Source organism: Glutamicibacter sp. BS14, from assembly GCF_056934375.1.
Window position 1 is genome coordinate 43,727 of sequence record NZ_CM167801.1, and the last position, 26,057, is coordinate 69,783.

General features: G+C 61.3%; 20 protein-coding genes and 3 tRNA genes. 11 read left to right on the forward strand and 12 right to left on the reverse strand.

Features of this window, described 5'->3' with window-relative positions; all coding sequences use genetic code 11:
• Positions 1-42 precede the first annotated feature (42 nt).
• Positions 43-134 (forward strand) — tRNA-Ser (locus AC1Z36_RS00200).
• 144 nt (positions 135-278) lie between these two features.
• Here AC1Z36_RS00200 and AC1Z36_RS00205 read toward each other — a convergent pair.
• Positions 279-1,196, reverse strand: coding sequence for a hypothetical protein (locus AC1Z36_RS00205; RefSeq protein WP_105658799.1), 918 nt, complete (start codon positions 1,194-1,196; stop codon positions 279-281).
• Between the two features lie 30 nt (positions 1,197-1,226).
• Positions 1,227-3,347 carry a RecQ family ATP-dependent DNA helicase gene (locus AC1Z36_RS00210; protein WP_105658800.1) on the reverse strand — a complete coding sequence of 707 codons (2,121 nt, stop codon included), beginning with the start codon at positions 3,345-3,347 and terminating at the stop codon, positions 1,227-1,229.
• A gap of 167 nt (positions 3,348-3,514) precedes the next feature.
• On the opposite strand from AC1Z36_RS00210, the gene AC1Z36_RS00215 reads away from it, so the two are divergent.
• The 4 genes from AC1Z36_RS00215 (at position 3,515) to AC1Z36_RS00230 (ending at position 7,290) form a co-directional block, all read left to right on the forward strand.
• Entirely contained in the window at positions 3,515-4,948 is a 1,434-nt protein-coding gene (locus AC1Z36_RS00215; protein WP_166650881.1) for a phosphomannomutase/phosphoglucomutase, read from the forward strand.
• A gap of 12 nt (positions 4,949-4,960) precedes the next feature.
• Positions 4,961-5,431: a hypothetical protein gene (locus AC1Z36_RS00220; RefSeq protein WP_105658802.1), complete on the forward strand. Its 471-nt coding sequence runs from the start codon at positions 4,961-4,963 to the stop codon at positions 5,429-5,431.
• 77 nt (positions 5,432-5,508) lie between these two features.
• Entirely contained in the window at positions 5,509-5,967 is a 459-nt protein-coding gene (locus AC1Z36_RS00225; protein ID WP_105658803.1) for an RrF2 family transcriptional regulator, read from the forward strand.
• Between the two features lie 147 nt (positions 5,968-6,114).
• Positions 6,115-7,290 (forward strand): globin domain-containing protein, encoded by a 1,176-nt coding sequence (locus tag AC1Z36_RS00230; RefSeq protein ID WP_105658804.1) that lies wholly within the window; start codon positions 6,115-6,117, stop codon positions 7,288-7,290.
• A gap of 67 nt (positions 7,291-7,357) precedes the next feature.
• Here AC1Z36_RS00230 and AC1Z36_RS00235 read toward each other — a convergent pair whose 3' ends face one another.
• The 3 genes from AC1Z36_RS00235 to AC1Z36_RS00245 form a co-directional block, all read right to left on the reverse strand.
• Positions 7,358-8,440, reverse strand: coding sequence for an alpha/beta fold hydrolase (locus AC1Z36_RS00235; protein WP_181148944.1), 1,083 nt, complete (start codon positions 8,438-8,440; stop codon positions 7,358-7,360).
• Positions 8,437-8,964 (reverse strand): PadR family transcriptional regulator, encoded by a 528-nt coding sequence (locus AC1Z36_RS00240; RefSeq protein ID WP_105658806.1) that lies wholly within the window; start codon positions 8,962-8,964, stop codon positions 8,437-8,439. The genes AC1Z36_RS00235 and AC1Z36_RS00240 overlap by 4 nt, the downstream gene beginning before the upstream one ends.
• A gap of 167 nt (positions 8,965-9,131) precedes the next feature.
• Positions 9,132-10,964: a phosphoenolpyruvate carboxykinase (GTP) gene (locus tag AC1Z36_RS00245; protein WP_105658807.1), complete on the reverse strand. Its 1,833-nt coding sequence runs from the start codon at positions 10,962-10,964 to the stop codon at positions 9,132-9,134.
• A gap of 317 nt (positions 10,965-11,281) precedes the next feature.
• Between AC1Z36_RS00245 and AC1Z36_RS00250 the strand changes: the two genes are divergently transcribed.
• The 3 genes from AC1Z36_RS00250 (at position 11,282) to AC1Z36_RS00260 (ending at position 12,171) form a co-directional block, all read left to right on the forward strand.
• A tRNA-Arg gene (locus AC1Z36_RS00250) sits at positions 11,282-11,358 on the forward strand.
• 59 nt (positions 11,359-11,417) lie between these two features.
• On the forward strand, positions 11,418-11,993 hold the full coding sequence (locus tag AC1Z36_RS00255; protein WP_105658808.1) for a GNAT family N-acetyltransferase: 576 nt from the start codon (positions 11,418-11,420) through the stop codon (positions 11,991-11,993).
• Positions 11,994-12,094: 101 nt separating this feature from the next.
• Positions 12,095-12,171, forward strand: a tRNA-Arg gene (locus tag AC1Z36_RS00260).
• Positions 12,172-12,248: 77 nt separating this feature from the next.
• Here AC1Z36_RS00260 and AC1Z36_RS00265 read toward each other — a convergent pair.
• The 6 genes from AC1Z36_RS00265 to AC1Z36_RS00290 form a co-directional block, all read right to left on the reverse strand.
• The gene (locus AC1Z36_RS00265) at positions 12,249-13,262 is read right to left on the reverse strand and encodes a LacI family DNA-binding transcriptional regulator (protein WP_286134377.1); all 1,014 of its coding nucleotides are present in this window, start codon (positions 13,260-13,262) and stop codon (positions 12,249-12,251) included.
• Between the two features lie 100 nt (positions 13,263-13,362).
• Positions 13,363-14,781 carry a GH1 family beta-glucosidase gene (locus tag AC1Z36_RS00270; protein WP_105658810.1) on the reverse strand — a complete coding sequence of 473 codons (1,419 nt, stop codon included), beginning with the start codon at positions 14,779-14,781 and terminating at the stop codon, positions 13,363-13,365.
• Complete coding sequence (locus AC1Z36_RS00275) at positions 14,781-15,668, reverse strand: carbohydrate ABC transporter permease (protein WP_041648380.1); 888 nt, start codon at positions 15,666-15,668, stop codon at positions 14,781-14,783. The genes AC1Z36_RS00270 and AC1Z36_RS00275 overlap by 1 nt, the downstream gene beginning before the upstream one ends.
• Positions 15,661-16,824: a carbohydrate ABC transporter permease gene (locus tag AC1Z36_RS00280; RefSeq protein WP_105658846.1), complete on the reverse strand. Its 1,164-nt coding sequence runs from the start codon at positions 16,822-16,824 to the stop codon at positions 15,661-15,663. The genes AC1Z36_RS00275 and AC1Z36_RS00280 overlap by 8 nt, the downstream gene beginning before the upstream one ends.
• Positions 16,825-16,920: 96 nt before the next feature.
• Positions 16,921-18,249 (reverse strand): ABC transporter substrate-binding protein, encoded by a 1,329-nt coding sequence (locus tag AC1Z36_RS00285; RefSeq protein ID WP_105658811.1) that lies wholly within the window; start codon positions 18,247-18,249, stop codon positions 16,921-16,923.
• A 327-nt stretch (positions 18,250-18,576) separates the two neighbouring features.
• Positions 18,577-20,493, reverse strand: coding sequence for an ExeM/NucH family extracellular endonuclease (locus AC1Z36_RS00290; protein ID WP_105658812.1), 1,917 nt, complete (start codon positions 20,491-20,493; stop codon positions 18,577-18,579).
• Positions 20,494-20,714: 221 nt separating this feature from the next.
• Between AC1Z36_RS00290 and AC1Z36_RS00295 the strand changes: the two genes are divergently transcribed.
• Genes AC1Z36_RS00295 through AC1Z36_RS00305 form a run of 3 tightly spaced genes read left to right on the forward strand, consistent with a single transcriptional unit; the run spans position 20,715 to position 24,439 of the window.
• Positions 20,715-21,497, forward strand: a complete 783-nt coding sequence (locus AC1Z36_RS00295) for an ABC transporter ATP-binding protein (RefSeq protein WP_105658813.1) — start codon at positions 20,715-20,717, stop codon at positions 21,495-21,497.
• 3 nt (positions 21,498-21,500) lie between these two features.
• Positions 21,501-23,831: a YhgE/Pip domain-containing protein gene (locus tag AC1Z36_RS00300; protein WP_105658814.1), complete on the forward strand. Its 2,331-nt coding sequence runs from the start codon at positions 21,501-21,503 to the stop codon at positions 23,829-23,831.
• Positions 23,828-24,439, forward strand: coding sequence for a TetR/AcrR family transcriptional regulator (locus AC1Z36_RS00305; RefSeq protein ID WP_105658815.1), 612 nt, complete (start codon positions 23,828-23,830; stop codon positions 24,437-24,439). Before AC1Z36_RS00300 ends, AC1Z36_RS00305 begins: the two co-directional genes overlap by 4 nt.
• On the opposite strand, the gene AC1Z36_RS00310 is transcribed toward AC1Z36_RS00305, so the two are convergent.
• Positions 24,436-26,049 carry an ABC transporter transmembrane domain-containing protein gene (locus AC1Z36_RS00310; RefSeq protein ID WP_105658816.1) on the reverse strand — a complete coding sequence of 538 codons (1,614 nt, stop codon included), beginning with the start codon at positions 26,047-26,049 and terminating at the stop codon, positions 24,436-24,438. The two genes, AC1Z36_RS00305 and AC1Z36_RS00310, sit on opposite strands and share 4 nt — an antisense overlap.
• Positions 26,050-26,057 lie beyond the last annotated feature (8 nt).

Below are 26,057 nucleotides of genomic sequence, written 5' to 3' on the forward strand. Positions count from 1 at the left end.
GCCCATCTTCGGGTAGGCTAGATTCTGCTGGAAACAGCGGATGGACACGTGCCAGAGCGGCCGAATGGACTTCACTGCTAATGAAGGGTCGGGCTAAAACTCGACCGGGGGTTCAAATCCCCCCGTGTCCGCCAAGAACCCCCTACTCAGGTAGGGGGTTTTTCGTTCATATGGCACTTTTTCGACGAGAACGTTCCGAATACGGAAAATCCCCCGGATTCACCGATTTTTCGGTGAATCCGGGGGATTTTCAAAACTCCAGGACAGCAGTTTCTCCGCTACTGGTCGTCGCGCTTAACGAAGGTCCGCAGCATGTTCTGCACGATATCCTCTGGCAACGAGGTGTGGCGAACAATGATTTCCGACATCCGGTCCAGATCGGTATCGGCGATTGCGTCGAAGAGCGCTTCGCGGTCAGCTTCTGGAAGTTCGGCAGCATCGAAATGCACTGGACCATCCGGGCCCTGGCCTTCAAAGCGGAAGTCTGCAATATTGCCGTTGGCGCTCGCGCCAGACATGGGAGACGTCGCGATCATGCGTTCCAGGTCTTCGACCGGCAGATCCGTATAGCCGTGCAGGATCTTTGCCGCTTCTTCAAAATTGGAATCCCGCAGCATGGAGAATAGCTGGTCGTATTCATTTGCCGGCAGTTGTTCGCTGGAAAATTCGCGGTTCTCGCCATCAAGTTCGAACGCCATCTTGAAGTGCGTAGCACTTGGTTCCTGAAGGGAACTGAACTGCTCGCTCCATTCCTGGGGTACAACCCAAGTGTCATCGGCAGGTGCTGGTGTGGCATCCTCTGCGGCAGTGGCGGCCGCTTCACGATCTTCGCGCTCAACTTGAGCTTCGAGTTTGTCGCTCAAAGCCTTGATCTCGGCATCATCATTCGGCAATTCCTTGGCAGGGGCTGTCTGCGGGTACTTGTCGAGGCTGCGTACTGCAATCACGCAATCCTTGACCGAGTCGCCAGTAGCAGCGCGGAAATCCTTGACCGCGCCCATGACGTCGCCCTTGGCCAGATTGCGGTACACCGAATTGCGTGAAGCATCATCCAGCCTCGCGTTTGCCGCCTGCGCTGCTTCACGGGAAATCGCCTGCGCGATTTGCGCAGTGTTCTTCTTGCGCAGCGCTTGCAGACCGAAGTAGCCCAGGGCAATCACTGCGATGAGGACAACGAGCCAGATGAGAAATTCCATACTTCCAGACTACTTTGTTTAACTGTGCGATTACCCGGCTACGCCCAAAGTGAAAGGCATGACACCCGGTGCGCCGGCGATGCGCAGGGCCCGCCCAGCCATCGCCATGGACCACCGGGAATCAACCAGATCATCAACTAGCAGCACCGGCCCTGGAGCGTCGGCAATGAGCTGTTCGAGCTGCGTTGGAAGTTCAAAAGCATCGGCAACCGCAGCCACACGGAAAGCGGAATTCCCGCCCGGGCCATTCTGTGGTCCAGCACCGCGATATTCGAGCTGCCCCAGGTAGCGCAACCGTCCCACCTCAGCTAGGCCCTGAGCAAGGGAGGTGATCAGCTGGGGACGCTTATTCGATGGCATGGCTACAACGCCCACTGGACGTTCCTCCCAATTCCATTCGGCAAGCACCTTGATGCACGCATCGAACATCGCCTTGTCGATAGGGGAATCGGTGGGGTCGGCAAAGAGCTGGCGCAATCGGTTGCCCCACCCCAGGTCGGTCAGGCGAGCCAGCGCCCGGCCCGTTTCCACCTGCTCGTCAATAGCGATTTTGCCCTTGAGCGTGTACCCCAGCCGGTCCAGTCCCGAAGGGTACAGCTTGCGCGGTTCAATAGGAATTCCCACCCGTCCAAGTGCCGCCTGCGCGCTGTCCTTCGAATCGTCAGGAATATGGTCGTCAAACCAAACGCCAGCGCAGTTGTCGCACCGGCCGCAGGGAGCAGACTGGGGATCATCCAAGGCGTCGGTCAGAAACTGCATGCGGCATCCGCGAGTGTTCTCGTAACTGACCATGAGGTTTTGTTCATGGATCCGGCTCTGCGCCACTCGCTTGTACCGATCGGCATCATAGGTCCAAGGCATGTCGGTGCGCATCCAGCCGCCGGCAACACGCTCCACCGCACCATCCACGGCCAGCACCTTCAGCAACAGCTCAAGTGGCGAGCGGCGAAGGTTCACGGCGCTTTCCAGCGCCGGGACGCTCATCGCACCGTCGGTCTTGGCCAAGGCCTCGAGCACCTGGGTGGCGCGTACCTGGTCCGGCATGGAGCTGGTGGCGAAGTATTCCCAAATTTCCGAGTCGTCAGGCCCGGGCAGCAGCAGGACATCTGCGTTGATGCTCCCACGCCCGGCACGGCCCACCTGCTGGTAGTAGGCCACGGGCGAGCTGGGGGCACCGATGTGCAAGACGAAACCGAGGTCTGGCTTGTCAAAGCCCATGCCCAAGGCGCTCGTGGCGATCAGCGCTTTCACTTCGTTATTCTTCAACGCTTGTTCAAGGCGTTCGCGTTCTTCCAAATCGGTGCGCCCGGTGTAGGCAGCAACTTCGTGCCCGGCATCCTTGAGCAGGCGAGCAATATCCTCGGCCGCAGAAACCGTCAGGGTGTAGATAATGCCCGAGCCCTTGAAGTCCTCGATGTGGCTGAGCAACCAGGCTAACTGCATGCGCGGCGAAGCCAGACGCAGGACACCTAGGCGCAGCGAGTCGCGAGCCAGGGTGCCGCGCAGCGTGAAGACCTCCTCGGTGCCGCCGGCCAGCTGTTCGGCAACGTCCTGGACTACTCGGCTGTTCGCTGTTGCAGTGGTCGCCAAAACCGGGAGGCCCTGAGGCAATCGGGCGATCAGGTCCCGGATGCGGCGGTAATCCGGGCGGAAATCGTGGCCCCAATCCGAAATGCAGTGCGCCTCGTCGATGACCAGCAGGCCCAAGCGCTGCATCAGCATCGGCAGCTGCTGCTCGCGGAAGGATGGATTGTTCAAACGCTCCGGGGACACCAGCAGCACATCGAGCTCATTGCGTTGCAGCTTTTCGAGGATTTCACGCCATTCGAGCACATTGGCCGAATTGATGGCCGCAGCGCGGACTCCAGCACGCTCCGCGGCCGCAACCTGGTCGCGCATCAATGCCAGCAGCGGGGAAACGATCAGTGTTGGCCCGTAGCCCTGTTCTCGCAGCAGCAGGGAAGCGATGAAGTACACGGCGGACTTGCCCCAGCCGGTACGCTGGACGACCAGTGCGCGGCGCCGCTCGGCCACCAGTGCGCTGATCGCTTCATACTGGCCATCATGGAACTGCGCGTCCGGGTTTTGCACCAGTGCGCGCAGTTTCTGCAGTGCCAGCGTTTTCAGATCCACTTGCGTTGAGCCATCCATGCCTCCAGTATTTCAGTTCCTGCCCACGATTTAGCCCGTGGCGTCCGCTAATTGTGGATGAGCTCTCGCAAGCTGCGGTGCCGGCAGGGGAAAATAGCTGAAATGTTAGGCATTTCCCATCCGCAATCGCCTAGTTCTCAATGATTTGAATCAGTCAAACCGGTAGGCTGAAAGGCGTGAGTGAAGAAATTGATCTTAATCAGAGCTTTAAGGCCTACGACGTACGCGGCGTAGTCGGCGAGAACCTGGATGCCGAAGCAATTGAAGCCATCGGCGCGGCCTTTGTCGACGTCCTGTCCCTGTCCGGCAAGGAAGTACTGGTTGGCGGTGACATGCGCCCGTCTTCCGCAGAATTCGCCCAAGCCTTCGCTCGTGGCGCCACCTACCGCGGCGCCAACGTGATCATGCTCGGATTGATCTCCACCGATGAGCTGTACTTCGCATCGGGCAAGCTCAATGCCGCCGGTGTTGTCTTCACCGCCAGCCACAATCCCGCCCAGTACAACGGCATTAAGATGTCCAAGTCTGGCGCCCGCCCGATTTCTTCGGCTACCGGTCTTTTCGACATTCGCGACCTGGCCCAGCAGTACCTTGACGAGGGACTGCCGGTCTCCGGTGACGCCCCGCAGGGCAGCATCAGCGAGCGCGACGTGCTGGCCGACTATGCAGCTTACCTGCGAGAATTGGTGGACTTGTCGGGCATTCGTCCGCTGAAGATCGTGGTGGATGCCGGTAACGGCATGGGCGGCATGACTACCCCTGCAGTTCTTGGGGGTACGGTGCTCGCTGAGCTGCCGCTCGAAATTGTTCCGCTGTATTTCGAGCTGGATGGCACTTTCCCCAACCACCCGGCCAATCCGCTGGAACCGGAAAACCTCAAGGACCTGCAATCCGCAGTATTGGAGCATGGGGCCGATCTCGGCCTGGCTTTCGACGGCGATGCCGACCGCTGCTTCGTGATCGACGAGCGCGGGCTGCCGCTGTCCCCTTCGGCTATCACCGCACTGGTCGCGGTGCGCGAAATCGCCCGTGTGCAGGCAGCTGGCGAAGAGTCCCCGGTGATCATCCACAACTTGATCACTTCCAAGGCGGTGCCTGAATTCGTCGCCAAGTCCGGTGGCGTTCCGGTGATGACCCGCGTAGGCCACTCCTTCATCAAGGCTGAAATGGCTTCGCAGGGCGCGGTCTTCGGAGGCGAGCATTCCGCCCACTACTACTTCCGCGACTTCTACAATGCCGATACCGGCATGCTCGCTGCCATGCATGTGCTGGCCGCCTTGGGCGAGCAGGAACTGCCGCTCTCCGAGCTGGGTGCCGAATACGAACCCTACGCTGCCACCGGTGAAATCAATTCAGAGGTCGAGGACAAGGCAGGTGCCACTGCCCGGGTCGTGTCGCATTTCCAAGACCAGCCAGTAGAAGTGATCACCATGGACGGCACGACCATTTCAGCGGCCGATGGCAGCTGGTGGATCAATCTGCGCCCATCGAACACCGAACCATTCCTGCGTTTCAACGGCGAAGGCCGGACCGCAGAAATCATTGAGCCCATCCGCGATGCCGTTCTGGCTATCGTGCGTGAAAAGAACGTCACCAACTAGCAAAGGGAAGACATGAACCTCGAAGAACTGGATGAGGGCGTCAAGGACGCGCTGAACAAGGTCTTGGGCACCGCCCTGGGCGTGGCCCGCGAACAGCTCGAAGAGCAGGGCGTGTTCCTGCCTTTTGCGATCGCGCTGGAGCCGAAGGAAGAGGAAGACGAGCCGGAGCTGCGCTTGATCGCTGTTCCGCCAACGGATGATCCTGAGGATCCGGAAGCCGACATCGACACCGAAGCCATGGTTGCGGACCTGATGCAGGTGCTGAACCAGCAGGGCACCCACTTCCAGGCGATCGCCGTCGCCTCGGATGTGCTGCTCCAGGAAAACGACCAGGACGCCATCCACATTGTGGCCGAGCACCGTGTCGGTGCGGCGTTGGCCATCGTGCAGCCGTACACCATGCCTGCAGAGCCAGGCGGCGAATGGATCTTCGACGAGCCAGCGGCAGAGTCGGCGGAAGCCATTTGGGCCAACGCGCTCTAGACCGCGGTTGGTGATTCCGGGGTCGGCATAGTCACTCTGCTGACCCCGGAATGCTTTTCCCACGTAAAGTAGGAATCATGAAACTCAGTGCCTTCACCGACGTATGCTTGCGAACCGTCATGGTCCTTGCAACGCCCGGCACCGGGCAACTGACCAGCCGCCAGATCGCCGAGTCCGTGGGGGTTCCCTACAACCACGTTGCCAAAGCCGTTCTGGAACTGCGCACGCTGGGAATCCTGCAGGTCACCCGCGGCCGCAATGGCGGCGCGCAGCTGAGCGATGGAGCACTGGATTTTTCCCTCGGCTCACTGCTGCGCAAGTTGGACAAGCGCACCGATATTGTGGATTGCTCCGATCATGATGCGCAATCCAACTGCCCGCTTTCGAGCAACTGCCGCTTGCGGGCAGTCTTCCGGCAGGCCCGCGAAGCTTTCTACGCTTCACTGGACCCGCTGACCATCCAGGACATCTGCCCGGCATCATCCGCGATGCCCTTCACGGGGCTCCCCTTCCCGACGGTGCGCGCCCTTTCCTGATTCCCCTGCGTCCCCCTGGGGGTCGCATCGCCGATTTCTGTTACGAATACCGGCCGGTGGATTTGCAATCCTTTTCTACTAGGCGTAGAAATGAATCATAAATCTTGTATCTGTAATACAAGTTATCGCCTACTCCAAGGAGACCCGATGCTGTCCACGAAGTCCTTCCCGGTCGTTGAAGCCACGTTGCCAATCATCGCAGAGCGCATTTCCAGCATTACCCCGAACTTCTACAACCGCCTGTTCACCGCGCACCCGGAACTGCTCGACGGAATCTTCTCCCGTTCGAACCAGAAGAACGGCACCCAGCAGCAGGCCTTGGCGGGATCCATCGCAGTCTTCGCAACCTACTTGGTCAAGTACCCGGGCACCACTCCGGAAACCATGCTCGCGCGCGTAGCCCACAAGCACGCTTCCCTCGGTGTCGCCGAGGAGCAGTACCCCATCGTCTACAAGCACCTCTTCGACGCCATCGCCGAAGACCTGGGCGAGGCGCTGACTCCGCAGATCGCCGAGGCCTGGACCGAGGTCTACTGGCTGATGGCCCACGCGCTGGTCAAGATCGAGAAAGGCTTGTACGCGCAGCAGGCCAACGCCGAGATCTACACCCCGTGGAAGCTTGTCGAGCGCATCGAAACCGGCGTTGATTCGGTCTGCTTCAGCTTCGAGCCAGCTGACCGGACCCCTGCCACCGTCGCCAAGCCGGGCCAATTCGTTTCGGTCCGCATGCCGATGGCCGACGGCCTGCGCCAGGTTCGCCAGTACACCTTGAGCGGCGACATCGAGCGAACCGACCGCCGCACCGTCACGGTCAAACTGGATGTGAACGGCGAATTCTCCCCCGTGATCCACCATGGCCTGAAACTCGGCGACGTGGTGGAACTATCGAATCCGTATGGCGACCTGGTCATCGATGACGATGGCTCGCCGCTGGTGATCGCCACCGCCGGAATCGGCTGCACCCCGAGTGCGGCCGCGTTGCAGACCCTGGCCGCACGCGGCTCCACCCGCAAGGTCACCGTGCTGCACGCAGACCAAACGGCCACCGCCTGGCCATTGCGCGAGCAGATGCTCGAATCCATCGGCAAGCTGCCAGAAGCCACCATCAGCACCTGGTTCGAACGCGGGGAATTGCCGGAGGGGCTGAACGCCACGTCCGGCTACATGGATCTCGCCGGCGCACTGACCGGGAATGCCCAGGTCTACTTGTGCGGCCCGCTGCCATTCATGCATGCAATGCGCAACCAGGCGCTGGAAGCCGGCATCCCGGCCGAGCGTATCCACTATGAAGTCTTCGGCCCGGATGTATGGCTCGCTGCCTAGCTTCCTGGTGACAGAGCCGTACTGCAGGTGGATCCATGGGGAATCCGCCTGCAGCACTTTTTTGCCTTTATTTTCCGGTATCCGCAGGAGAATCCGGCTTGCCACCCTGTTTCGGTGCCTTCTTCTTCAAATCGAACTTTTTCGGGTCCAGCTTTCGAGGATCGATTTTCCCGGCGAACCTGCCAGGCTTCTTCTGCCCGGCTTCTTGAGCTGGCAGCGTGGGCTCCCCGGCTTCCAGGTCCTGATTCGCCGGCGCTTCAGCGGCTTGTTCCACCGGTGTTGCTTTCGCGCCGGGTGCCGGCTTCGCAGCCTGCGGATCAACTAGGATCTGGTGCAGACCCGCATCGGAAATCCACTTGCGCAGCACCGAGTTGAACAGGATCGGGTTCTCGATATTCCATTGGTGGTGCATGCCCGGAACCACGCGCGTGATCACCTGCGGGAGCCTTGCGCGCAGCGCGTCAAAGGATTTCTGCACAACTTTGGGCTCTTTGGCTCCAGCGAGGGCCAGTACCGGGCCCCGGTAGGAGCCGAGCTTCTGCGGCAATCCCCCTGGGTCCATCTCGTCCATGATGGCCCGCATGTTCTCGGCTTTGAGCTTCACGCCGTGCTCGGTGAACAGCTCGCGCTCATCATCCACCATTCCGTAGGCACCAGCCTGGAAACGCCAGAACCACTCGCTGCCAATGAGCTTGAGCTGCATCCGCTGGAAAGCCCGGGCCGCCTGGCCCACACCGGTCACCGGAGTGCCGGTAATCAGCACGGAGTCAACGAGCTCCGGATGCCGTGCGGCCACGTGCAAAGCAATCACTCCGCCCAGGGAAATGCCAACCAGGTGCACGCCGCCTTCGGAAACCTCGTCGGCGATCAAGGCTGCGACATCATCGGCGGCGGATTCCAGGCCATCCCAGGTCTCCTCGAACCGGGCGCCAAAGGCCGGCAGGTGCAGCGTCAGGATGTTGCAGTCGCCAAAGGCCAGAACCTGCGGGTCCCAGCTCCAGTTGCCGACGTTTCCGCCGTGGAGGAAGACCAGGGTCTTCATCGACCGTTGCCCATCGTGATGCCGCCCGGGATGCACTTCCGGATAATCGGTGGCATCGCGCCCGGCACCGCTTGCAGGGGTCTTGTTCTGGTCTTTGGCTGCAGTCATGGCAAGTACTCCAATACCGCGTCGAGCCATTCCAGCTCCGCGGCTTGTTGTCGGATTGCATGGTCAAGTGTGGCAGCCATCAGGAAGCTGCGACGGTCCGCAGCGGCTCGCATGTCAATGCCTTCGCGCTGGGAGAGGTAGTCATCGAGGATGAACTGCGTGGCTTGGCGGCGTTCCTCCAGCAAGCTCTGGATATCATCGCGTTCGAGTTCGGCGGCGAAGAACACCTGCCCCATGAAGGGATCACGCTCGGGAGACTGCACCGCACCAGCAGAAAGCCACTGGGCCAGTGCCGCACGTCCCGTTTCCGTGATGTGGTGCTCCTGGCGGTCAGGGTAATTCGACTGCGCGACGGTGCGCACGGTGGCATACCCCTTGTCCACCAGCTGCGCCAAAGTGCGATAGATCTGCGCCTTGTCTGCGTTCCAGAAGTGGTTAATAGAGGAGTCAAAGTGCTTCTTGAGCTCGTAGCCAGTCATGGGCGACAAGCACAGCAGCCCGAGAATCAATCGTGCCAAAACCATAGAGCAATCTTTTCATAAATAGTTGATTTTGCACCCACTTTGCCCCGGCGTGTGGAAACTGTACCCGGATTGTGACAATTCCTCCGTGGCGCACGAGAACGCCCCGGTGACTGGAATTCCAGTCACCGGGGCGTTCACTGTGCGGATCTGCTGGAGATCCCAGTCAACTACGCGTTCAGGCGATCCTTCAAGCCGTCGAGCTCTGCACGCAGCGAAGCCGGCAGCGCGTCGCCGAACTTGGCGTACCACTCTTCGATGGCCTCGACTTCGGTAGCCCATTCATCCTTGTTGACAGCTACTGCCGCTTCGACGTCGGCTGGGGTGAACCCTTCAAGGCCGGCCAAATCCAGGGACTCGCCGGTCGGGACGTTTCCGATGATGGTTTCCCGGGCGTCCGCGGTGCCTTCGATACGCTCGACAGCCCACTTGAGCACACGCGAATTGTCGCCGAACCCTGGCCACGCGAAGCCACCGTCAGCCGTGCGGCGGAACCAGTTCACCAAGAAGATCTTCGGCATCTGCTCTGGGTTGAGCTTGTTCGAGATCTTGTCCCAGTGGTTCAGGTAGTCGCCTGCGTTGTAGCCGATGAATGGCAGCATCGCCATCGGGTCACGGCGAATCACTCCGGTCGCACCTGCAGCGGCTGCGGTGGTCTCGGAGGAAAGGGTCGAACCCATGAAGATGCCGTTGGTCCAGCTGCGGGCTTCGGTCACCAGCGGAATGGTGGTCTTGCGGCGGCCGCCGAAGAGGATCGCATCGATCTTCACGCCGTTAGGCGAGTAGTAGTCCTCGGAAAGCATGTCGACCTGGTCGATCGGGGTGCAGAAGCGCGAATTAGGGTGCGCTGCCGGACGACCGGATTCAGGAGTCCAGTCGTTGCCCAACCAGTCGGTCAGGTGCGCAGGAGCCTCGTCGGTCATGCCCTCCCACCAGACGCCGCCGTCATCGGTCAGCGCAACATTGGTGAAGATGTTGTTGCCCTTGGAGATGGCGCGCATCGCGTTCGGGTTGGTGGACCAGCCGGTGCCTGGCGCCACGCCGAACAGGCCGTATTCGGGGTTAACGCCGCGCAGCTCGCCGTCCTTGCCGATGCGCATCCAGTTGATGTCATCGCCCAGGGTCTCAGTCTTCCAGCCTTCAATGGTTGGATCCAGCAGCGCCAGGTTGGTCTTGCCGCAGGCCGACGGGAATGCCGCGGCAATATGGTACGACTTGTTCTGTGGGCTGGTCAGCTTCAGGATGAGCATGTGCTCTGCGAGCCAGCCTTCATCGCGGGCCATCGCCGAGGCGATGCGCAGCGAGTAGCACTTCTTGCCCAGCAGCGCGTTGCCGCCGTAGCCCGAACCGTAGGACATGATGGCGCGCTCTTCGGGGAAGTGCACGATCCACTTGTCTTCGTTGCATGGCCAGGCAACATCTTCCTGGCCCGGCTCCAGGGGTGCACCTACCGAGTGCAGCGCTGGAACGAAGAATGCGTCCTCGGCTTCCATCTTGCGCAGTACTTCATTGCCGATCTTGGCCATGATGCGCATCGAGGCAACGACGTAGGCGGAATCGGTGATCTCCACGCCGTAGGCAGGCACTTCCGCGTTCAGCGGGCCCATGACGAATGGGATGACGTACATGGTGCGTCCGCGCATCGAGCCATCGAACAGGCCGCTGAGCATGGACTTCATCTTGGTTGGGTCTTCCCAATTATTGGTGAAGCCTGCATCTTCTTCCTTTTCGGAGCAGATGAAGGTGCGCTCTTCGACTCGGGCCACATCCTTGGGGTCCGAGAAACCAGCGTAAGAGTTAGGGAAGTTCGGATCGGTCAGCTTGACTAAGGTGCCGGCTTCAACCAGCTCGGCAGTCAGGCGATCATTTTCTTCAGCTGACCCATCAACCCAATAAACACGATCCGGCTTCGTCAGTGCGGCAACTTCCTCAACCCAGGATGCCAACTTCTCGTGCGAAGTAGGTGCTGCGCTGATAACGTTCTGATCCGAGCTCGTGCTCATTATCCATTCCCTCCATTGGGCTGAACTTGCAATAAATCAAGGCTATTAGGTGCTCAACTCCAGCGCCGTGTGATCGAAACCTCATGAAAGTGAAACCCGGAGGACCAGAAGGAAAAAATTCCCGAAATTCCGGGGGTTGGTCTAAACGAATTGACTCGATTATGTGACGAAGGTCACGTAGACCGGTACCCTTTCAACGTCTTCACATAACCTTATGTTCATCTGGACCCACTAGCTTTGCCCGTCGATTTGTACAGCGCGAAATCGACCTGTATAGTTATTCGAGGTTCGTGAGAACGAGCCAGACAAAAGAATATGCGCCCATAGCTCAGCTGGATAGAGCGTCTGTCTACGGAACAGAAGGTCAGGGGTTCGAATCCCTTTGGGCGCACCAACTGAAAAATTCCCACTCGCTCGAGTGGGAATTTTTTGTTTCCCCCAAAGGATTGCCCGATGACACAGCTTGCTCTAGGCGGCCAGCTCAGCCTGCGCCTGCTGGAAGTCGCCGACGCAAAGCAAATCGCTGAGTCCTACCAGCGCAATCGACAGCACCTGGAGCCCTGGGAGCCGGCTCGCCCCGCAGAATTCTTCACCGAGACGCGGCAAGCGGCACACCTCGCAGCCGCCTCAGAAGCTCGCCGAAGCGGATTGGCCTTTCCCTTCGGGCTCTTCGAACGGGATGCGCTCATCGGACGCTTTAATATCAGCGGAGTGGCCCGTGGCGCATTCCAAAGCGCCAGCCTGGGCTACTGGATCGATCATGAATACACCGGGCGGGGCTTGGCTTCCCGAGCCGTGGCCACCTTGCGCACGGTGGCGCTCAACGATCTGGGCTTGCACCGGCTGGAAGCCAGTACGCTCCCCCACAATTACGGCTCGCAGCGCGTTCTTGAAAAGAACGGCTTCGTCCGAATTGGCATGGCGCCGAACTATCTGGAGATCGAAGGACGCTGGCAGGACCACAACCTCTACCAAGCGATCTTGCACGATCATTCGGCTTCCAATCCCAGTGATTTCGTAGTCGACTAGTTATTTTGTGAATCACGGCACTTTTTGCTGTTTTGGTTCTTGCTCCCCGGAAATCTCGTGTAAAGTTATTCAAGTCGTCAAGACGGCTAATAAATGAATATGCGCCCATAGCTCAGCTGGATAGAGCGTCTGTCTACGGAACAGAAGGTCAGGGGTTCGAATCCCTTTGGGCGCACCAACTGAAAATTCCCACTCGATCGAGTGGGAATTTTTTTGTTAAATCCCGGCGGTGAACGGCAGCGGTGCCGCAACAGACTAGTGCGAAGCGCGCAACACCAATTTCGTGTCCATGATGCTCCACTCGGGTACCTGTTCTCCGTTGATGCGTTTGATCAACAGTTCCGCCATGATTTCGCCCTGGCGCTCCGGGTTCTGCGCAATGGTCGTCAACGGCGGTGTCGAGCTTCGCGCGAAAGAGTCATCATCAACGGACGTTACCGAAATGTCCTCCGGCACTTTCACACCGGCTTCCCCTAGGGCTTGCAAAGCTCCGAAGCCCATCTGGGCACTGGCGGCAAACAGGCCGTCTACCGCAACATCCGCGTCCAGCAGCTGCTGCATGATGCGCCGTCCGCTAGCCGGGGTGAAGTCGCCGATCTCAATAGCCGCAGGCTCCAGGCCCGCGCGTTCAACTGCCTGCTTGAATCCCACCAAACGGTCCAGTCCCGCGCCCATGTCCTGTGGCCCGGCAATAATTGCCAGCTTGGTGCGTCCCTGGCCAAGGATGACCTCAGTCGCTTGCCTGGCGGCGGCGATGTTGTCGATATCGACAACATAGATGTCCTTTTGATCGGTGCTCATGGTGCGTCCGCCATAAACCATGGGCAACACAGTTCCGAGATCCGCATAGGAACGGTCATCCGCGTGGTGCGAAAGCACCAGCGCGCCATCCACATTGCTGCCTTGCAGGTAACGGGTGGTTTTCACCGGATCCGCTTCGGTGGACAGCAGCAAGGTGAGCATGAATTCGGTATCGGCCAAGTACTGGGCAGCGCCCTGGACGACCTTGGCGAAGTACGGGTCTGCGAAGAACTTCGCGGTGTTCTCGGGAACCACCAAGGCGATGGAATTGGTCCGGCCCTGCGCCAGCGAACGGGCGGCACGGTTAGGCACGTAGTTCAATTCGCGGATAGCCAATTCAACAGCCTTGCGAGCCCCTGGCTTCACCCGATCCGAGCCATTCACTACACGGGAGACCGTGGCCCGTGAGACACCTGCGCGTTCTGCCACCAACTCGAGGGTCGGTTTCGGGCTCCGCGCTTCGTGCATGATCATGATCTTTATCCAGGTGCCTTGCAGTAGTCCGTCGGTGAAACACGATGATGGTCCGCAGCACCATCGGCAGGCTGCGGACCATCATGCTCAGGTGTTATGCCATTGTACGGTTTGCGGCAATCAACCCCGCGTAGGCCTTGCCACTATTCTTAATCGTTCGCACCTGGGTCTGGTAATCGACGTGGATAATGCCAAAGCGCTTCGCGTAGCCCCAAGCCCATTCGAAATTGTCCAGCAAAGACCAGACAAAGTAGCCGCGGACATCCACGCCGTCTTCTATCGCGCGGGCCACAGCATCAAGGTGGTTGAGGATGTATTCCTCGCGTTCGGGATCTTCAACGGTTCCGGCCTCCGTCACCGTATCGGTGTAGGAAGCGCCGTTCTCCGTGATGTACAGCGACGGAAGGTTAGCGTAGTCCTGGTTCAACCGGTTCAACAGCACGCGCAGCCCTTCGGGATTCACTTCCCAGCCCATGGCCGTGCGCGGCAGGTCGCGTGCCGGGAAGGTCACATACTCGCTGCCGACAAAAGGCGAAGACTTCGGCGAATCGGTAGGCACCACGGGCTGCGGCTGGCCGGCGGGCAGCGGATGGCCTGAAACGTTGTCATCGTGGTAGTGGTTCACGCCCAAGAAGTCGATTGGCTGCGAGATGATCTCCAGGTCCCCTGCTTCAATGACTTCAGCCAGCCCCAAACCCCGGACGTCTTCAAGCAGGTCTTCGGGGTAGGAACCGCGCAGGACAGGGTCCAGGTACATGCGGTTCCACAATGCGTCGACGCGGCGCGCTGCTTCCAGATCCACCGGATCGCCGGGATTATTCGGAACCGCATTGGTCAGGTTCAGCGTGATGCCGATATGCTCCGCGCCCAGTTCGCGCAGCCGGGCGGTGGCCAACCCGTGGGCCAGATGCTGGTGGTGCACCGCTGCCAGCGCCGCTTCCGGTTCCTGGCGTCCCGGGGCATGCTCGCCGGCGGCGTAGCCAATCAGCGAAGAGCACAGCGGTTCGTTGAATGTCGTCCAGTGCTTCACGCGGTCGCCGAGCTTTTCATGCACAGCCTCCGCGTATTCGAGGAATTTGTAGGAGGTCTCGCGGTTGGTCCAGCCACCGCGCTCTTCCAATGCCTGCGGCAGATCCCAGTGGTAGAGCGTCAGCCACGGCAGGATGCCATTCTCCAGCAGCTCGTCGACCAGCCGGGAGTAGAAATCCAGGCCTTCGGGGTTCACGGTTCGGCCCCCGGGGACCACGCGAGCCCAGCTGGTGGAGAACCGGTAGGAGTCCAGGCCCAGTTCGCGCATGAGCTGCACATCTTCGCGGTAGCGGTGGTAGTGGTCCACTGCGACTTCGAGGTTCTCACCTCCTGCGATGGCCCCATGCTTGCGGGCGAAGGCGTCCCAGACCGAATCTTCCTTGCCGTAGGAATGGCCAGCGCCTTCGATCTGGGCTGCTGCCGTAGCCGAGCCCCACAGGAATTCCTTAGGCCACGCGAATTTTTGGGATAGGTGGTTCATCATTAGCCCTTTACAGCTCCTGCCATAATTCCGGATACAAGTTGTTTGCCTGCAAGTATGAAGAGCACCAGCAGCGGGATCGTGGCCAGCAGGGCCCCGGTCATCACGATGGTGTAGTCAACGTATCGGGCAGACTGCAGTTGGCTCAACGCCACCTGCAAGGTTGGGTTCTGCGGTGCCACCAGCATGGGCCACAGGTAGTCGGTCCAGGCGGTCATGAAGGTGAACAGCGACAGGATCGCCATCGCCGGGCGAGCCGCTGGAACCCCGACATGCCAGAAGGTGCCGATCATGGAGGCGCCATCCACGCGGGCGGCCTCAATCAGTTCATCGGGGATGTTCTCCACCAGGTACTGGCGCATGAAGAATACGCCGAAGGCAGTGACCAGGGTCGGGATGATGATGGCTCCCAGCGAGCCGGTCCAGCCGAATTGCTTCATCATCATGAACATCGGGATGATGCCCAGCTGGGTGGGCACGGCCAAGGTCGCGATCACGAAGACCAGCAGCCCCTGGCGCCCGCGGAAGCGCAATTTGGCGAACGCGTAGCCTGCCAGGGTGGAGAAGGAAACCACCGAGAAGGTGATCACCGAGGAGACGATGATGCTGTTGCCCAGGGCCGCCCAGAAATCGACGGAGTCCAGGACCTCGGCGACATTGGTCCAGAACTGGCCGCCTGGCAGCAGCGGCGGGTACGCCGAGGCGAATACCGCACCGGTGGAGGAACCGATGACGAACGAGTACCACAGCGGGTAGGTGCTGCCGATGAGGAAGGCCAGCAGGATTCCGTAGGTGAGGAAGCCAGGACGGCGGTCCATGGAGAAGTTCTTGCCGCGGCGCTGGGGCGCACGGACCTGGCGCGCGGGGCGTTCCACTGTTGCATTACTCATTTGCTGCACTTCCGCTCTGCGTTCCGTTGGCCGGCTTTGCTGCTTTGGCTTCGGCTCGGGCAGCTGCCCGACGTGCCGCTCGGGTTCTGCCAGTGCTGCCGGCGCCCTTCTTGTCGGCCGAGGAAGCGATGGATCCGGAGATCAGGAAATTGATCACGCCGATCACGATGATGATCAGGAAGAGGATCCAGGCCACGGCCGAAGCGCGTCCGAAGTCCCCGCGATTGAATGCCAGGTCCCAGAGGTAGAGCACCGTGGTCTGGTACTGGCGGTCCGGGCCGCCTGGAACCGAGCTGCTGGGGTTGAACAGCTTGGGTTCGGTGAAGATCTGCAGGCCGCCGATGGTGGCAGTGATGATCACGAAGATCATCGTGGGGCGGATGCTGGGCAAGGTAATCGAGAAGAAGCGGCGGATCACGCCGGCGCCGTCGATGGCCGCTGATTCATGCAGTTCGCGTGGCACCGCCTGCATGGCTGCCAGCAGGATCAGCGCGTTGTAGCCGGTCCAGCGCCAGTTCACCATGGTCGCAATAGCCATATGCGACGGGAAGACCTCGGTCTTCCACGCGATCGGGTCGATATTCACGGCGGCCAGCAGGTTGTTCAGCACGCCATACTGCTCGTCGAATGCCGAGGAGAAAATCAGTGTGACGGCCACCGGCGTGACCACGTAGGGAACCAGCACGCTCATGCGCCAGAAGGTCTTGGCGCGGATGTTCTGGTCCAGCATGGCCGCGATGAACGTCGCGATCACCAATTGCGGGATGGCCGAAAGCAGGAAGATGCTGAAGGTGTTGAACAGGGAATTCCAGAACAGCGGAGAGGTCAGTTCGGCTTTGTAGTTTTCCAGGCCGATCCAGGCTCCTGCTCCGCCGAGCAGATCCCAGTCATTGATCGAGACGACGAACGTGTAGATCAGGGGGAACAGGCCCACCAGGCCGAAGAGGATGAAGAAAGGCGAGATGTAGAGATATGGGGAGTACTTGAAATCCCACCGCCCGCGAAGGTGCCGGCGGCGCGTCTTGCGCTCGTCCCTGGTCTCGGCCGGCTTAGCCCCGGCCGGAGCATTGTTCCCCTTGTTCCAACGCTGGGGCTGCGGACTGGGCGCGCTGGCGTCCCGGTCTTGTTCCGGGGCATCGTGTGTTGTGGTGCTCATCAGTGGCATCTTTCCTGCTGCAGTAGCTGTCCAGGCATGGGCCGCAACCTCGTTGCGTGCCGCGGCCCTTGCCTGGATTCGAAGCGGGCTACGGGATTACTTGATTTCCAGTTCCTGCAGGGTGGAGAGGGCCTTGTTCCAGGCGGTCTCGCTGTCGCTGCCAGCATCGATCGCCTTGATAGCCGGGCCGAAGACCTGCTCCTGGATCACCGAATCCTGAGGGCCCTTGTACTGGGCCTGGACGCCGTTGGCGCGGTTGCCCAGGATTTCGCCCACCGGTGCGTTATTGAAGAATTCGCTCATCTCATTCGTGCCGGTCACTGAATCGGACTTCTGCGCTTCCAGGTTCGAAGGGAACGTGCCGGCTTCCTCGAATGAGGTCGCCTGCGACGATGCGCTGGTCAGGTACTGGGCGAGCTTCGCAGCCTCGGCCGGGTGCTCGGAGGTGGTCGGCACGGTCAGGAACGAGCCGCCCCAGTTGGCCGCGCCGCCCGGGAAGACATCTGCGAAGTCCCAGCCTGCGCTGGAGTCTCCGCCGGCACCCTCAACCTGGCCCTTGACCGTGCCAAGCATCCAGCCCGGGCAAGGCATGACGGCGAAGGAACCGTCAACGAAGGCCTGGCCCTTGCCCCAGTCCCACTGGGTCTGGTTGGCCGACAGCCCCTTGGACGCAGCATCGGAGAGCAGGTCCCAGCGCTCGCGCAGTTCGGCGTTGCCCTCGATATTCAGTGATCCGTCAGCCTTGTAGTAGCCCTCGTCGAGCTGATTGACCATGGAATTCCAGACGAAACCGGACTGGTCGTAGAAGGCCTTGTCGGTCTTCTTCACATACTCGTTGCCTGCCTTGAAGAAGTCTTCCCAGGTTGCGTCGTCGCCACCGAGCAGCTCGGCAACTTCTTCGCGCTCGCTGGGCATGCCAGCGTCCTTGAACAGCTTGGCATTGAAGCAGATGCCCATCGGCCCAATGTCCGTACCGTAGCCAATGACGCGGCCTTCTGGGTCGGTGGCCTGCTTGACCTTCCAATCAACCCAATCCCCCGCTACCTCATTGGCACCGAACTCGCGCAGATCGGTGAAGGAATCTGCAACCGACATCACCTGGCCCAGCCAGCCTTCTTCCACTGCTTGGACATCTGGCAGGCCGGCGCCCGCAGCCTGCTTGGTCTTCCAGTCGGTCAACGCGTTGCCACCGGTGTCGATGTTGGTGGCTTCGATGGTGATTCCAGGGTTTTCCTTCTGGTACTTCTCGTACAGCGGGTCCAGTCCCTGGGTGCCGAAGGTCGTCACGGTCAGCGTGACCGGGTTATCAGCCGAGGCCGGCTGGGCATCCTTGCTTGCGTCGGCTGCGCAGCCGGTTGCTACCAGGGCGATGCTTCCGGCAACGGCCGTGGCCAGTGCCAGTGGGGATTTGCGTGAGGGTTTCACGGTGACTCCATTTCGGATATGAATCGTGCGAGCGGGCGAGCGCCAACAAGTTTGAGAGCGCTCTCAAAATACGGCAAAAAAGAAAATCCCTGCGATTTCCTGGATGCCTGAAACGATGAAAGCGACTCTGCCAAACATTTTGTGAGCGCTCTCACAAATCTTCTCCAACAATTCTCCACGATGGAAGTTTTCTGTCAAGCCTTTTCCCCAAAGAATTCTCCGCCCCGCAGCCAGCACCCCTTTGGGTTCCCCAAAGCGGGTTAAAAGAAGGTGGCCAGGCGCTCTTCAGGGTAGAAGAGCGCCTGGCCACCGCGCAGGCGGGAAAAGTCAGTTTTTCTTATCCAGCTGCAGTCCGACGAGCACCGGGTCATGATCCGAGGAACGGTACTGGTCAGCCGCGAACAGGTTAGTGATGTTGTTGTTGTAGCGGCTGTATTCGTAGCCCACGGATTCAAGGGCGTTGATATTCCAGATGTCTTCTCCAGTCACCTTGCCCGCCAGCTTCTCCGAGGCGAAGATGTGGTCCAGCGAGCCGACCAAGCCGTCGTAGAGGTAGCTCTGGGAATCGGCTGCGGCGCCGAGGTCCACGTACCCGGCTTCAACCAGAACCTGCATCGGATCTTCAGCCGAATAGGAGTTGAAGTCCCCCGCCAGCAGCACCTGGTCGGTATTGCGCGATTTCTTCAGATCGTCCGCGAAGCCAACCAGCGCTTCCGCTTGGCCGACACGGGCTTCGTTCCAAGCGCCTTGGCCATCGCCGCTGTCGGCATTGCCCGATCCATCAGCAGGATCCGAGCCCTTGGACTTGAAGTGGTTGGCAACGACCAGGAAGCGGGTGTTCTGGTTTCCGCCAACACGCTGGAAGGCCTGGGCCAGTGGATCCCGGGCGTTCACGAATGCTGGATCGTCGAGGATGACCGACTCGTCGATGGGCTTCACTGACTTGTCGCGGTAGATGATCGCGGTGCGGATCACATCTTCGTCAGCGGGCACAACCGATGGGGTCGGGACATAGCTCCAAACCTTCTGGCCAGCTTCCTGGTTCAACTCGTTGACCAAGTGAGCCAGGGCGGCATCGCGGTTCTGTCCGAAGCGTGCCGAGTTCTCGATTTCTTCCAGGACCACCACGTCTGCGGTGAACTTGCCCAGTGCGGCAACGATCTTGGACTGCTGGCGCTCAAAGCTTTCAGCGGTCGCCGCGCCGCGCGCATCGCAACCACCGCGGACATTGATCGGATTGCCCTCGCGGTCGGTGTAGTACGAGCACCCATCGAGCATGTCGCCGGTAGTGGTGAAGTAGTTCAGCACGTTGAAGCTGCCAACGCTGACATTGCCGCCCACCTCTTGCGGAGCGTCGTTGTCGACCTGCTCGAAGTTCACGGCGATATCGGCATCATCGGCGCCGACCACCTGGCCCTGCGGCTGCAAACGCCACATATCGTAGCGGTAGTCCAAAATGACCGGTGCGATGAAGGATGCGTCAGCGCCCACGGTGACGCGCTGCTGCGCGTCGATGTACGGCAGGGCGATCTGCTTGTTCTTGCTGGTGGAGAAGTTCAGCGTGGCCCCGTCATCGACCACGATCGAACGCTGCTCGTTTTCCGCCGCGAGAGCCTTGGCCTGGGCACTGGCCGGCTTGAAGACATCGGTTGGCTGGCGCAGCAGCCGTTCGCCGGGCAGGATCTCGCTGGTGCCCATGGCCAGGCTCAGCTCGCCGTACTGGTTCAGCGAGTAGTTGTCCGAGACGGTGAACTCGCCCTGCGGCTCGATCAGCATGGATTCAAAGCGCTCGCGCTCGGCATCGCTGCTCGGCAGTGAAATCGCCAGCGGCTTAACGCCCTGCGCCGGTTCATCGAGCACCTCAACACTGCCGGCCTTGAGCTGGGTCAAGCCATAGTATTCGGACACTTCGCCAGAAACCTGGACATGGTCGCCGACGCTCACCGAGGAAACCTCGTCCGGCGCGTACACGAAGATCGCCGAGCTCGCCTGGCCCGAGGCATCTACGCCGCTGCCAGCGCTCTGCAGATAGAAACCGCGGAATCCGCCGTCGGCGTAGGCTCCGGTGACAACACCGCGCACAGTTGCGTCCTGGCCAGCCATGGGTGACCTGTCGCCGGTCCCCTGGATCTGTTCGATGGGGGTGATTTCGGCAGTATCGGCGTGCGCCGCCGAGAAGCTCGAAACCGCAAGCGCGGTTCCCAGCACCGCGGCAGCGATGCGAGTGGGACGTCTATTGATCATGTTTTTCCCTAGGTAGATATTCAAGCAGCGGCGGCCCTGCCGCGTGCATGGGCCTGGTTCCAAGGTAAGCAAAGCCCGATTAACTGCACCTGAACTCTGCCCCGCTTTTTCGTGACGTACCCAACAACCATCAAAGGTCATCAAACGCTTTACGTCCAGTAGTGATTAAAGGAACCTTTTCACTAATTGAACTGACTGGTCAGTTCAATTAGTCTTTAACTGTGCTTACCGCAGATTCCATTACCGTCAAGGGACGCCACGACCAGCTCGTGGGGCCCACCTCCGTGCAACTGCAAAGAGGTGAACTGCAGCTGCTGGTATCCGAGCCGCAGATTTCCCGGACCGCGCTGGCCCTTGTACTGAGCGGACGCATGGCACCCAGCTCCGGGACGGTGGTGTGGAATGCGGATCCGAAGCTGCGAACCCTGCGCAAGCACAGCGCTCTGGTCGATTCGCCGGGGATCAATGAACCCGAATCCCACTTGAAGGTTTGCGATCTTGTCGCAGAAGATCTGGGGCTGATCCCGGGGCCAAGCTGGCGCAAGCCCGGCGCCAGGAAGTGGATGGCGCAGCATGGATTCGACGATATCGCCAGCTGCTGGAGCGATGCCATCGATCCGGGCCGCCTCTTCGAGCTCCAGCTCCTGCTGGCTGCCGAGAATCCCCGTCTTGAATTGCTCATCGTCGATTCACCGGACCGGCACGATCTGGAAGACGAGCATTGGCTCGAGACCCTGGAGAACTTCGCTTCCTCGCATCGGGAATTCGCAGTCCTGGCTATCGTCAGCCGGCTGCCCCAGTGCTGGCAGCCGCAAACCGGGCAGGCCGCCGACCCGGAACCAGCAGTGCTCCCGCTGCCCGATCCATCCACCGGGTTCATCCAAGGCGAACTCGATCTGGGCCTGGATCACCTGGCCATGGCCGAGGGCATCGCGGACAACCACGATTTCTTCCTCCCAGCCGACGAACTTGCTGACGCTGTTCAGTGCGAAGCAAAGGAATAGCCCATGACAACTTTGCGACTTGCCCTCTCCGAGCTCAAGCGGATGAGCCGCGGCACCTTGCCCAAACTGGCGCTCATCGCGGTCACCTGCGTTCCGCTGCTCTATGGCGCGCTCTACCTCTACGCCAACTGGGACCCCCAGGGAAACCTCGACAAGGTCACGGCCGCCGTGGTCAATCTGGATGAAGGCGCCGAACAGGACGGCGAGAAAACCCGAGTCGGCGACGACGTCGTCGAGGAATTGGAAGACGACGGCACCTTCAGCTGGGCGCACGTGGATTCGAAGGCGGAAGCCGAGCAGGCCGTGGCCACCGGCCAGTACGCCTTTGCGCTGATCCTGCCCGAGGACTTTTCCTCGGCCCTGGTCTCGCCGGGCGATTTCGATGATGCCGAACAGGCCAATATCGAGCTGCTGACCAACGATGCCAATAACTTCATGGTTTCCAACTTCGCCAAAACGCTGGCTACCACGGTGCGCACCTCGGTCGCCCAGGAAGTGGGAACCGAAACGGCTTCGGCGATGATCGCCGGATTCGTGGACATCCACGATTCGATGGGCGAAGCCGCAGACGGCGCCGGGAAGCTCTACGATGGCACCCTGCGACTGGGCGATGGCGTGGTCACCTTGGCCGATGGCACCACCAAGCTCGTCGATGGCAGCACCGAGCTGAACTCGGGCACCAAGACCCTGAAGAATGGCACCGCCGACCTGTCGGGAGGGTTGGGCCAACTGGTCGACGGCCAAACCCGGCTGCGCGACGGCAGCGCCGAACTGGCCGACGGCACCGCGCAGCTGGCCGACGGCAGCAAAGAGCTGAGCGACGGTCTGCACACCTTGAAGACGCAGACCAAAGCGCTGCCCGGTTCCGTCTCGAAGCTGGATCAGGGCGCCGCCAGCGCGAAAGAAGCCGCCGACCAGCTTGCTGCCGGTTCACAGCAGGTCGCAGACGGCAACCAGCAGCTGGCCAGCACGGCAGATGAGGCCATCGCGGTAATCGACCAGCTGCAGGCCAACACGAAAACGCAGCTGGATAGCGTCAAGGAAGATACGCAGCGGCGCCTGGACGAGTTGGTCAGCAGTGGCGTGCTCACCCAGGACCAGGCTGATTCCATCCAGAACACGGTCAGCCAAAGCGTGCAGAATTCTACGCTCGGCAATGCCTTGGATACCAAAGTGACCCAGGTCAATACCGAGTTATCTACCCTGCAAACGCAGCTGCACACCCTCGCCGACGGATCGGCGCAGGTAGCCGAAGGAAACCAGCAGCTGGCCACCGGCCTGGGCACCCTCGCGGATGGCACCAAGGCGTTGGATGACGCCATGCCTGCACTCGCGAAGGGCATCGGCTCGGCAGCCCAAGGCTCGGCGAAGCTCGCCTCCGGCGCCGCCGAAGCCCACACCGGGGCAAAGACCCTGGCCGAGGGCCAGCAGTCCGCATTGAATGGCGCCACCAACGCGGCTGACGGCGCAAGCCAACTGGATCAGGGTGCCGGCACGCTGCTCGCCGGCACCGGAGCCCTGCACAACGGACTGGTGCAGCTCTCCGATGGAGTCGGCGAGCTCTCGGACGGCACCGAAGAACTGCAAGACGGTTCAGATGAATTGGCCGCCGGCCTGGAGGACGGCACCGGGAAGGTGCCGAACCCCGATAAGTCCACCAGCGGGCAACTGGCCGAAGTCATGGGCAATCCGGTAGCTGTCTCCAATAGCAAGCAGGCCGAAGCGCAGGCTTATGGCGAAGGCCTTGCCCCCTTCTTCATGACCCTGGCGACCTTTATCGGCGTGCTGATCCTGACCCAGGTGATGCGCCCGATGACCAAGCGCGCGCTGGCTTCCAACGGCAGCAACTGGAAAATTTCCATCGGCGGCTGGTTGCCCTTCGCCGCCATCGCAGTGCTGCAAACCAGCCTGCTCTACGCGGTGGTGCGATTCGGGCTGGGACTGCATGCCGCCCACCCGTGGCTGATCTGGGCTTTGCTGGCCGGTTCTGCCTTATGCTTCAGTGCGCTGATCCAGGGGTGCTTCGCGCTGCTGGGCACCGCTGGAAAGTTCGTGGTGCTGGTACTGATGGTCCTGCAGCTGGTCACCTCAGGCGGCACCTTCCCCTGGGAGACCTTGCCTGATTCGCTGCACCTGCTGCACCGGATCCTGCCCATGAGCAATGTGGTGATCGGCATGCGCCACCTGATGTACGGCGCGGATCTGGCAGTGCTGCCATCGGTTACCGGTTCGTTGCTGCTCTACACCGCCATTGGACTAGTCTTGAGTATGCTTGCGGTACGCAAGAACAAGACCTGGAGCTTGAAAACACTGCAACCGGAGCTGAAAGAATGACAACGCCAACGGGCCAACGCCGCCGTGTGCGGGCCACGGATTCGAAGGAGAAGCTCTTCGAAGCGGCCATGCAGCTGCTCGGTTCGCGCTCCCCCGAGTCCGTCTCGGTGGACGAGATCGCGGCCGCGGCCGGCGTTTCCAAGGGCACGGTCTACTACAATTTCGGTTCCAAAGACGAGCTGGTCAGCCAGATCCTCAGCTACGGCGCGCACAAGCTCATGGGCGAACTGGCACGTGCGGCCTCCGGGGAAGACCCCTACCTTGCGCTGAGGCAGATGGTGGAATTCTCCATGGACTTCGTCGCCAGCTACCCCTCCTTTGCCCACCTGTGGATGCAGGAGCAGCTGAGCGCGGACACCGCCACTGCGTTCGCCAGTACCCCGCTGCACACGCAGGTGACCGGGCTGATCATCGAGGTGCTCGAACGCCTGGTCGTGCTCGAGCCCGACCAGAAGCTCTCGGTAGCCACCAGCATTTTCGGTGCCGCCTTGTTTACCGCCCGGATGCGCGCCTCGGGGCAGACCGGCCTGGATCGCGGGCAAACGGTGCGCGCCGTGCTGCTCACCGTGGATGGGCTTCGCGCTACCCGTCCGGCGGCCGGCTCCTAGGCCTGCGCGTCCCAGCTGGCGGTTTCCCTGATGCCAGGCAGTCCGGCGCTGAAGAGCAGCACCCCGGGATAGCCGTTGAGCAGTTCGGCCACGTCGCCGTAGGCTCCATCGGGCAAGCGGGTCAGCAGCGAATCGACCACCAGCAAGGGCGGTTCGCGCAACAGCGCCCGTGCCACCAGCAACGATGCTTGCTGCCCGGAACTAAGCGGTTCGCCGCCCCGGCGCAAGCGGGCTTCCGCTCCACCGGGCAAATCGGCCATCTTCAAACCGCAGGTTTCAGCCAGCGCCACGGCCTTGCGCAGCGAAGCGCCCGGATGGCGATACCGCAGCGCACGGGCGACGCTTCCGCGCTCGGGAACCATGGATTCCAACGCGGAGCCCACGAGCTTGCGGCGGCCAGCAGCAGGCAGATCCTCGCTGCGCCCCTCGGCGATCCAGACCCCGGCCTGCGGGTCGGCGCCGTGCACCAGGGCGCCGGTCGCAATGGCCGAAAGCAGCGCCGCGCATTGGCCCTGGCTTCCACGCAGCGCAATTCGCTCCCCGGGCTGTGCCCGCAGGGTGGAAAACTGGTCGGCCATCCCTGCGGGCACCTGGATGCGCACCGAGGAAGGCTGGAGCATCAGCTCCTTGGCATCGCGGGTGCTTGCCGAAGATTCTTCGCGGGCCCGCCAGCGTTCCTGCTCGGCCAGCAGCGGCGCGATGATTCGCCGGCCCGCCTTGTAATTCTGCCGGTACTCCACCACGCGGCCCCACTCGCCCAGAGTTCCTGCGCAAATTCCCATCAGCGTCAGGGCGGTCGCCACGGCAGCTGGCGGAAGCTGCGCCATCGAGGCCGCTGCCACAACCAGCGCGGTACCCAGCAGCGGAATGGCCAGCGCCCCGCCACGCAGGGCGGCGGCGAACCGGGCGCGATGCACCGAAGCATCGATCACCTTCTGCGAGGAGTCCTGCACCCTTTGCACTTCACGTTCCACGCCGCCGCCGGCCGCAATAGCTGTCCGCGCCGCGACGGTATCGGCAATGCGCGAGGCCAGGCTCCCACGGTGCCGGCGCAAGGTCCTGGCGCTCAGGAAAGTACCCCCGGCCAAGGCCGCCAGCAGGACGCCCTCGAGCACCAGGGTCGCGGCCAAGCTCAGGGCCAGGAGCGGATGCAGGAACCACAGGCCCGCACCGCTGACAATCAGCAATGGCAAGCCGGCGACCAGCGGGACCATGCCCTGCACAATCCAGTTGCGGATCGAGGACAGGTCGTTGGTGGAACGGGCGATGGTGATGCCCATGGACGGACCGCGTGCACTGCGCAAAGCGTGCGTGACCAGCCCGCGGCGCAGCTGGGCCACATAATGCTGGCCGAGCTTCTCGGCCAGCACCCGTTCAGCGTACTTGGCCAGGAAGAAGCATCCCACCAAGCCCAGGACCGCGCCAAGAGCTGCCCAGCTGATGCGGGCCGAGAGCTGTCCGATCAGCCAGCCGATGGCAATCGAGAGCAAGCCGGCGAGAATGCCCAGGCTGAGCAATCCGGCCAGCAGCATCCGCCGCCCGGGCGCTACCAGGGCCGGCAGGCGCCCAGGCTGCGCCGGCTGCTCAACGGCGATCTTCTGGTCCAGCATCTTGGCTC

What these genes read in the sequence shown, in the direction of transcription:
- AC1Z36_RS00245 (WP_105658807.1), bottom strand. Translation starts at nt 10,964, where the DNA reads ATGAGCACGAGCTCGGATCAGAACGTTATCAGCGCAGCACCTACTTCG.
- AC1Z36_RS00310 (WP_105658816.1), bottom strand. Translation starts at nt 26,049, where the DNA reads ATGCTGGACCAGAAGATCGCCGTTGAGCAGCCGGCGCAGCCTGGGCGC.
- AC1Z36_RS00265 (WP_286134377.1), bottom strand. Translation starts at nt 13,262, where the DNA reads ATGCACGAAGCGCGGAGCCCGAAACCGACCCTCGAGTTGGTGGCAGAA.
- AC1Z36_RS00280 (WP_105658846.1), bottom strand. Translation starts at nt 16,824, where the DNA reads ATGAGCACCACAACACACGATGCCCCGGAACAAGACCGGGACGCCAGC.
- AC1Z36_RS00275 (WP_041648380.1), bottom strand. Translation starts at nt 15,668, where the DNA reads ATGAGTAATGCAACAGTGGAACGCCCCGCGCGCCAGGTCCGTGCGCCC.
- AC1Z36_RS00210 (WP_105658800.1), bottom strand. Translation starts at nt 3,347, where the DNA reads ATGGATGGCTCAACGCAAGTGGATCTGAAAACGCTGGCACTGCAGAAA.
- AC1Z36_RS00300 (WP_105658814.1), top strand. Translation starts at nt 21,501, where the DNA reads ATGACAACTTTGCGACTTGCCCTCTCCGAGCTCAAGCGGATGAGCCGC.
- AC1Z36_RS00240 (WP_105658806.1), bottom strand. Translation starts at nt 8,964, where the DNA reads ATGGTTTTGGCACGATTGATTCTCGGGCTGCTGTGCTTGTCGCCCATG.
- AC1Z36_RS00230 (WP_105658804.1), top strand. Translation starts at nt 6,115, where the DNA reads ATGCTGTCCACGAAGTCCTTCCCGGTCGTTGAAGCCACGTTGCCAATC.
- AC1Z36_RS00270 (WP_105658810.1), bottom strand. Translation starts at nt 14,781, where the DNA reads ATGATGAACCACCTATCCCAAAAATTCGCGTGGCCTAAGGAATTCCTG.
- AC1Z36_RS00205 (WP_105658799.1), bottom strand. Translation starts at nt 1,196, where the DNA reads ATGGAATTTCTCATCTGGCTCGTTGTCCTCATCGCAGTGATTGCCCTG.
- AC1Z36_RS00255 (WP_105658808.1), top strand. Translation starts at nt 11,418, where the DNA reads ATGACACAGCTTGCTCTAGGCGGCCAGCTCAGCCTGCGCCTGCTGGAA.
- AC1Z36_RS00290 (WP_105658812.1), bottom strand. Translation starts at nt 20,493, where the DNA reads ATGATCAATAGACGTCCCACTCGCATCGCTGCCGCGGTGCTGGGAACC.
- AC1Z36_RS00220 (WP_105658802.1), top strand. Translation starts at nt 4,961, where the DNA reads ATGAACCTCGAAGAACTGGATGAGGGCGTCAAGGACGCGCTGAACAAG.
- AC1Z36_RS00225 (WP_105658803.1), top strand. Translation starts at nt 5,509, where the DNA reads ATGAAACTCAGTGCCTTCACCGACGTATGCTTGCGAACCGTCATGGTC.
- AC1Z36_RS00235 (WP_181148944.1), bottom strand. Translation starts at nt 8,440, where the DNA reads ATGACTGCAGCCAAAGACCAGAACAAGACCCCTGCAAGCGGTGCCGGG.
- AC1Z36_RS00305 (WP_105658815.1), top strand. Translation starts at nt 23,828, where the DNA reads ATGACAACGCCAACGGGCCAACGCCGCCGTGTGCGGGCCACGGATTCG.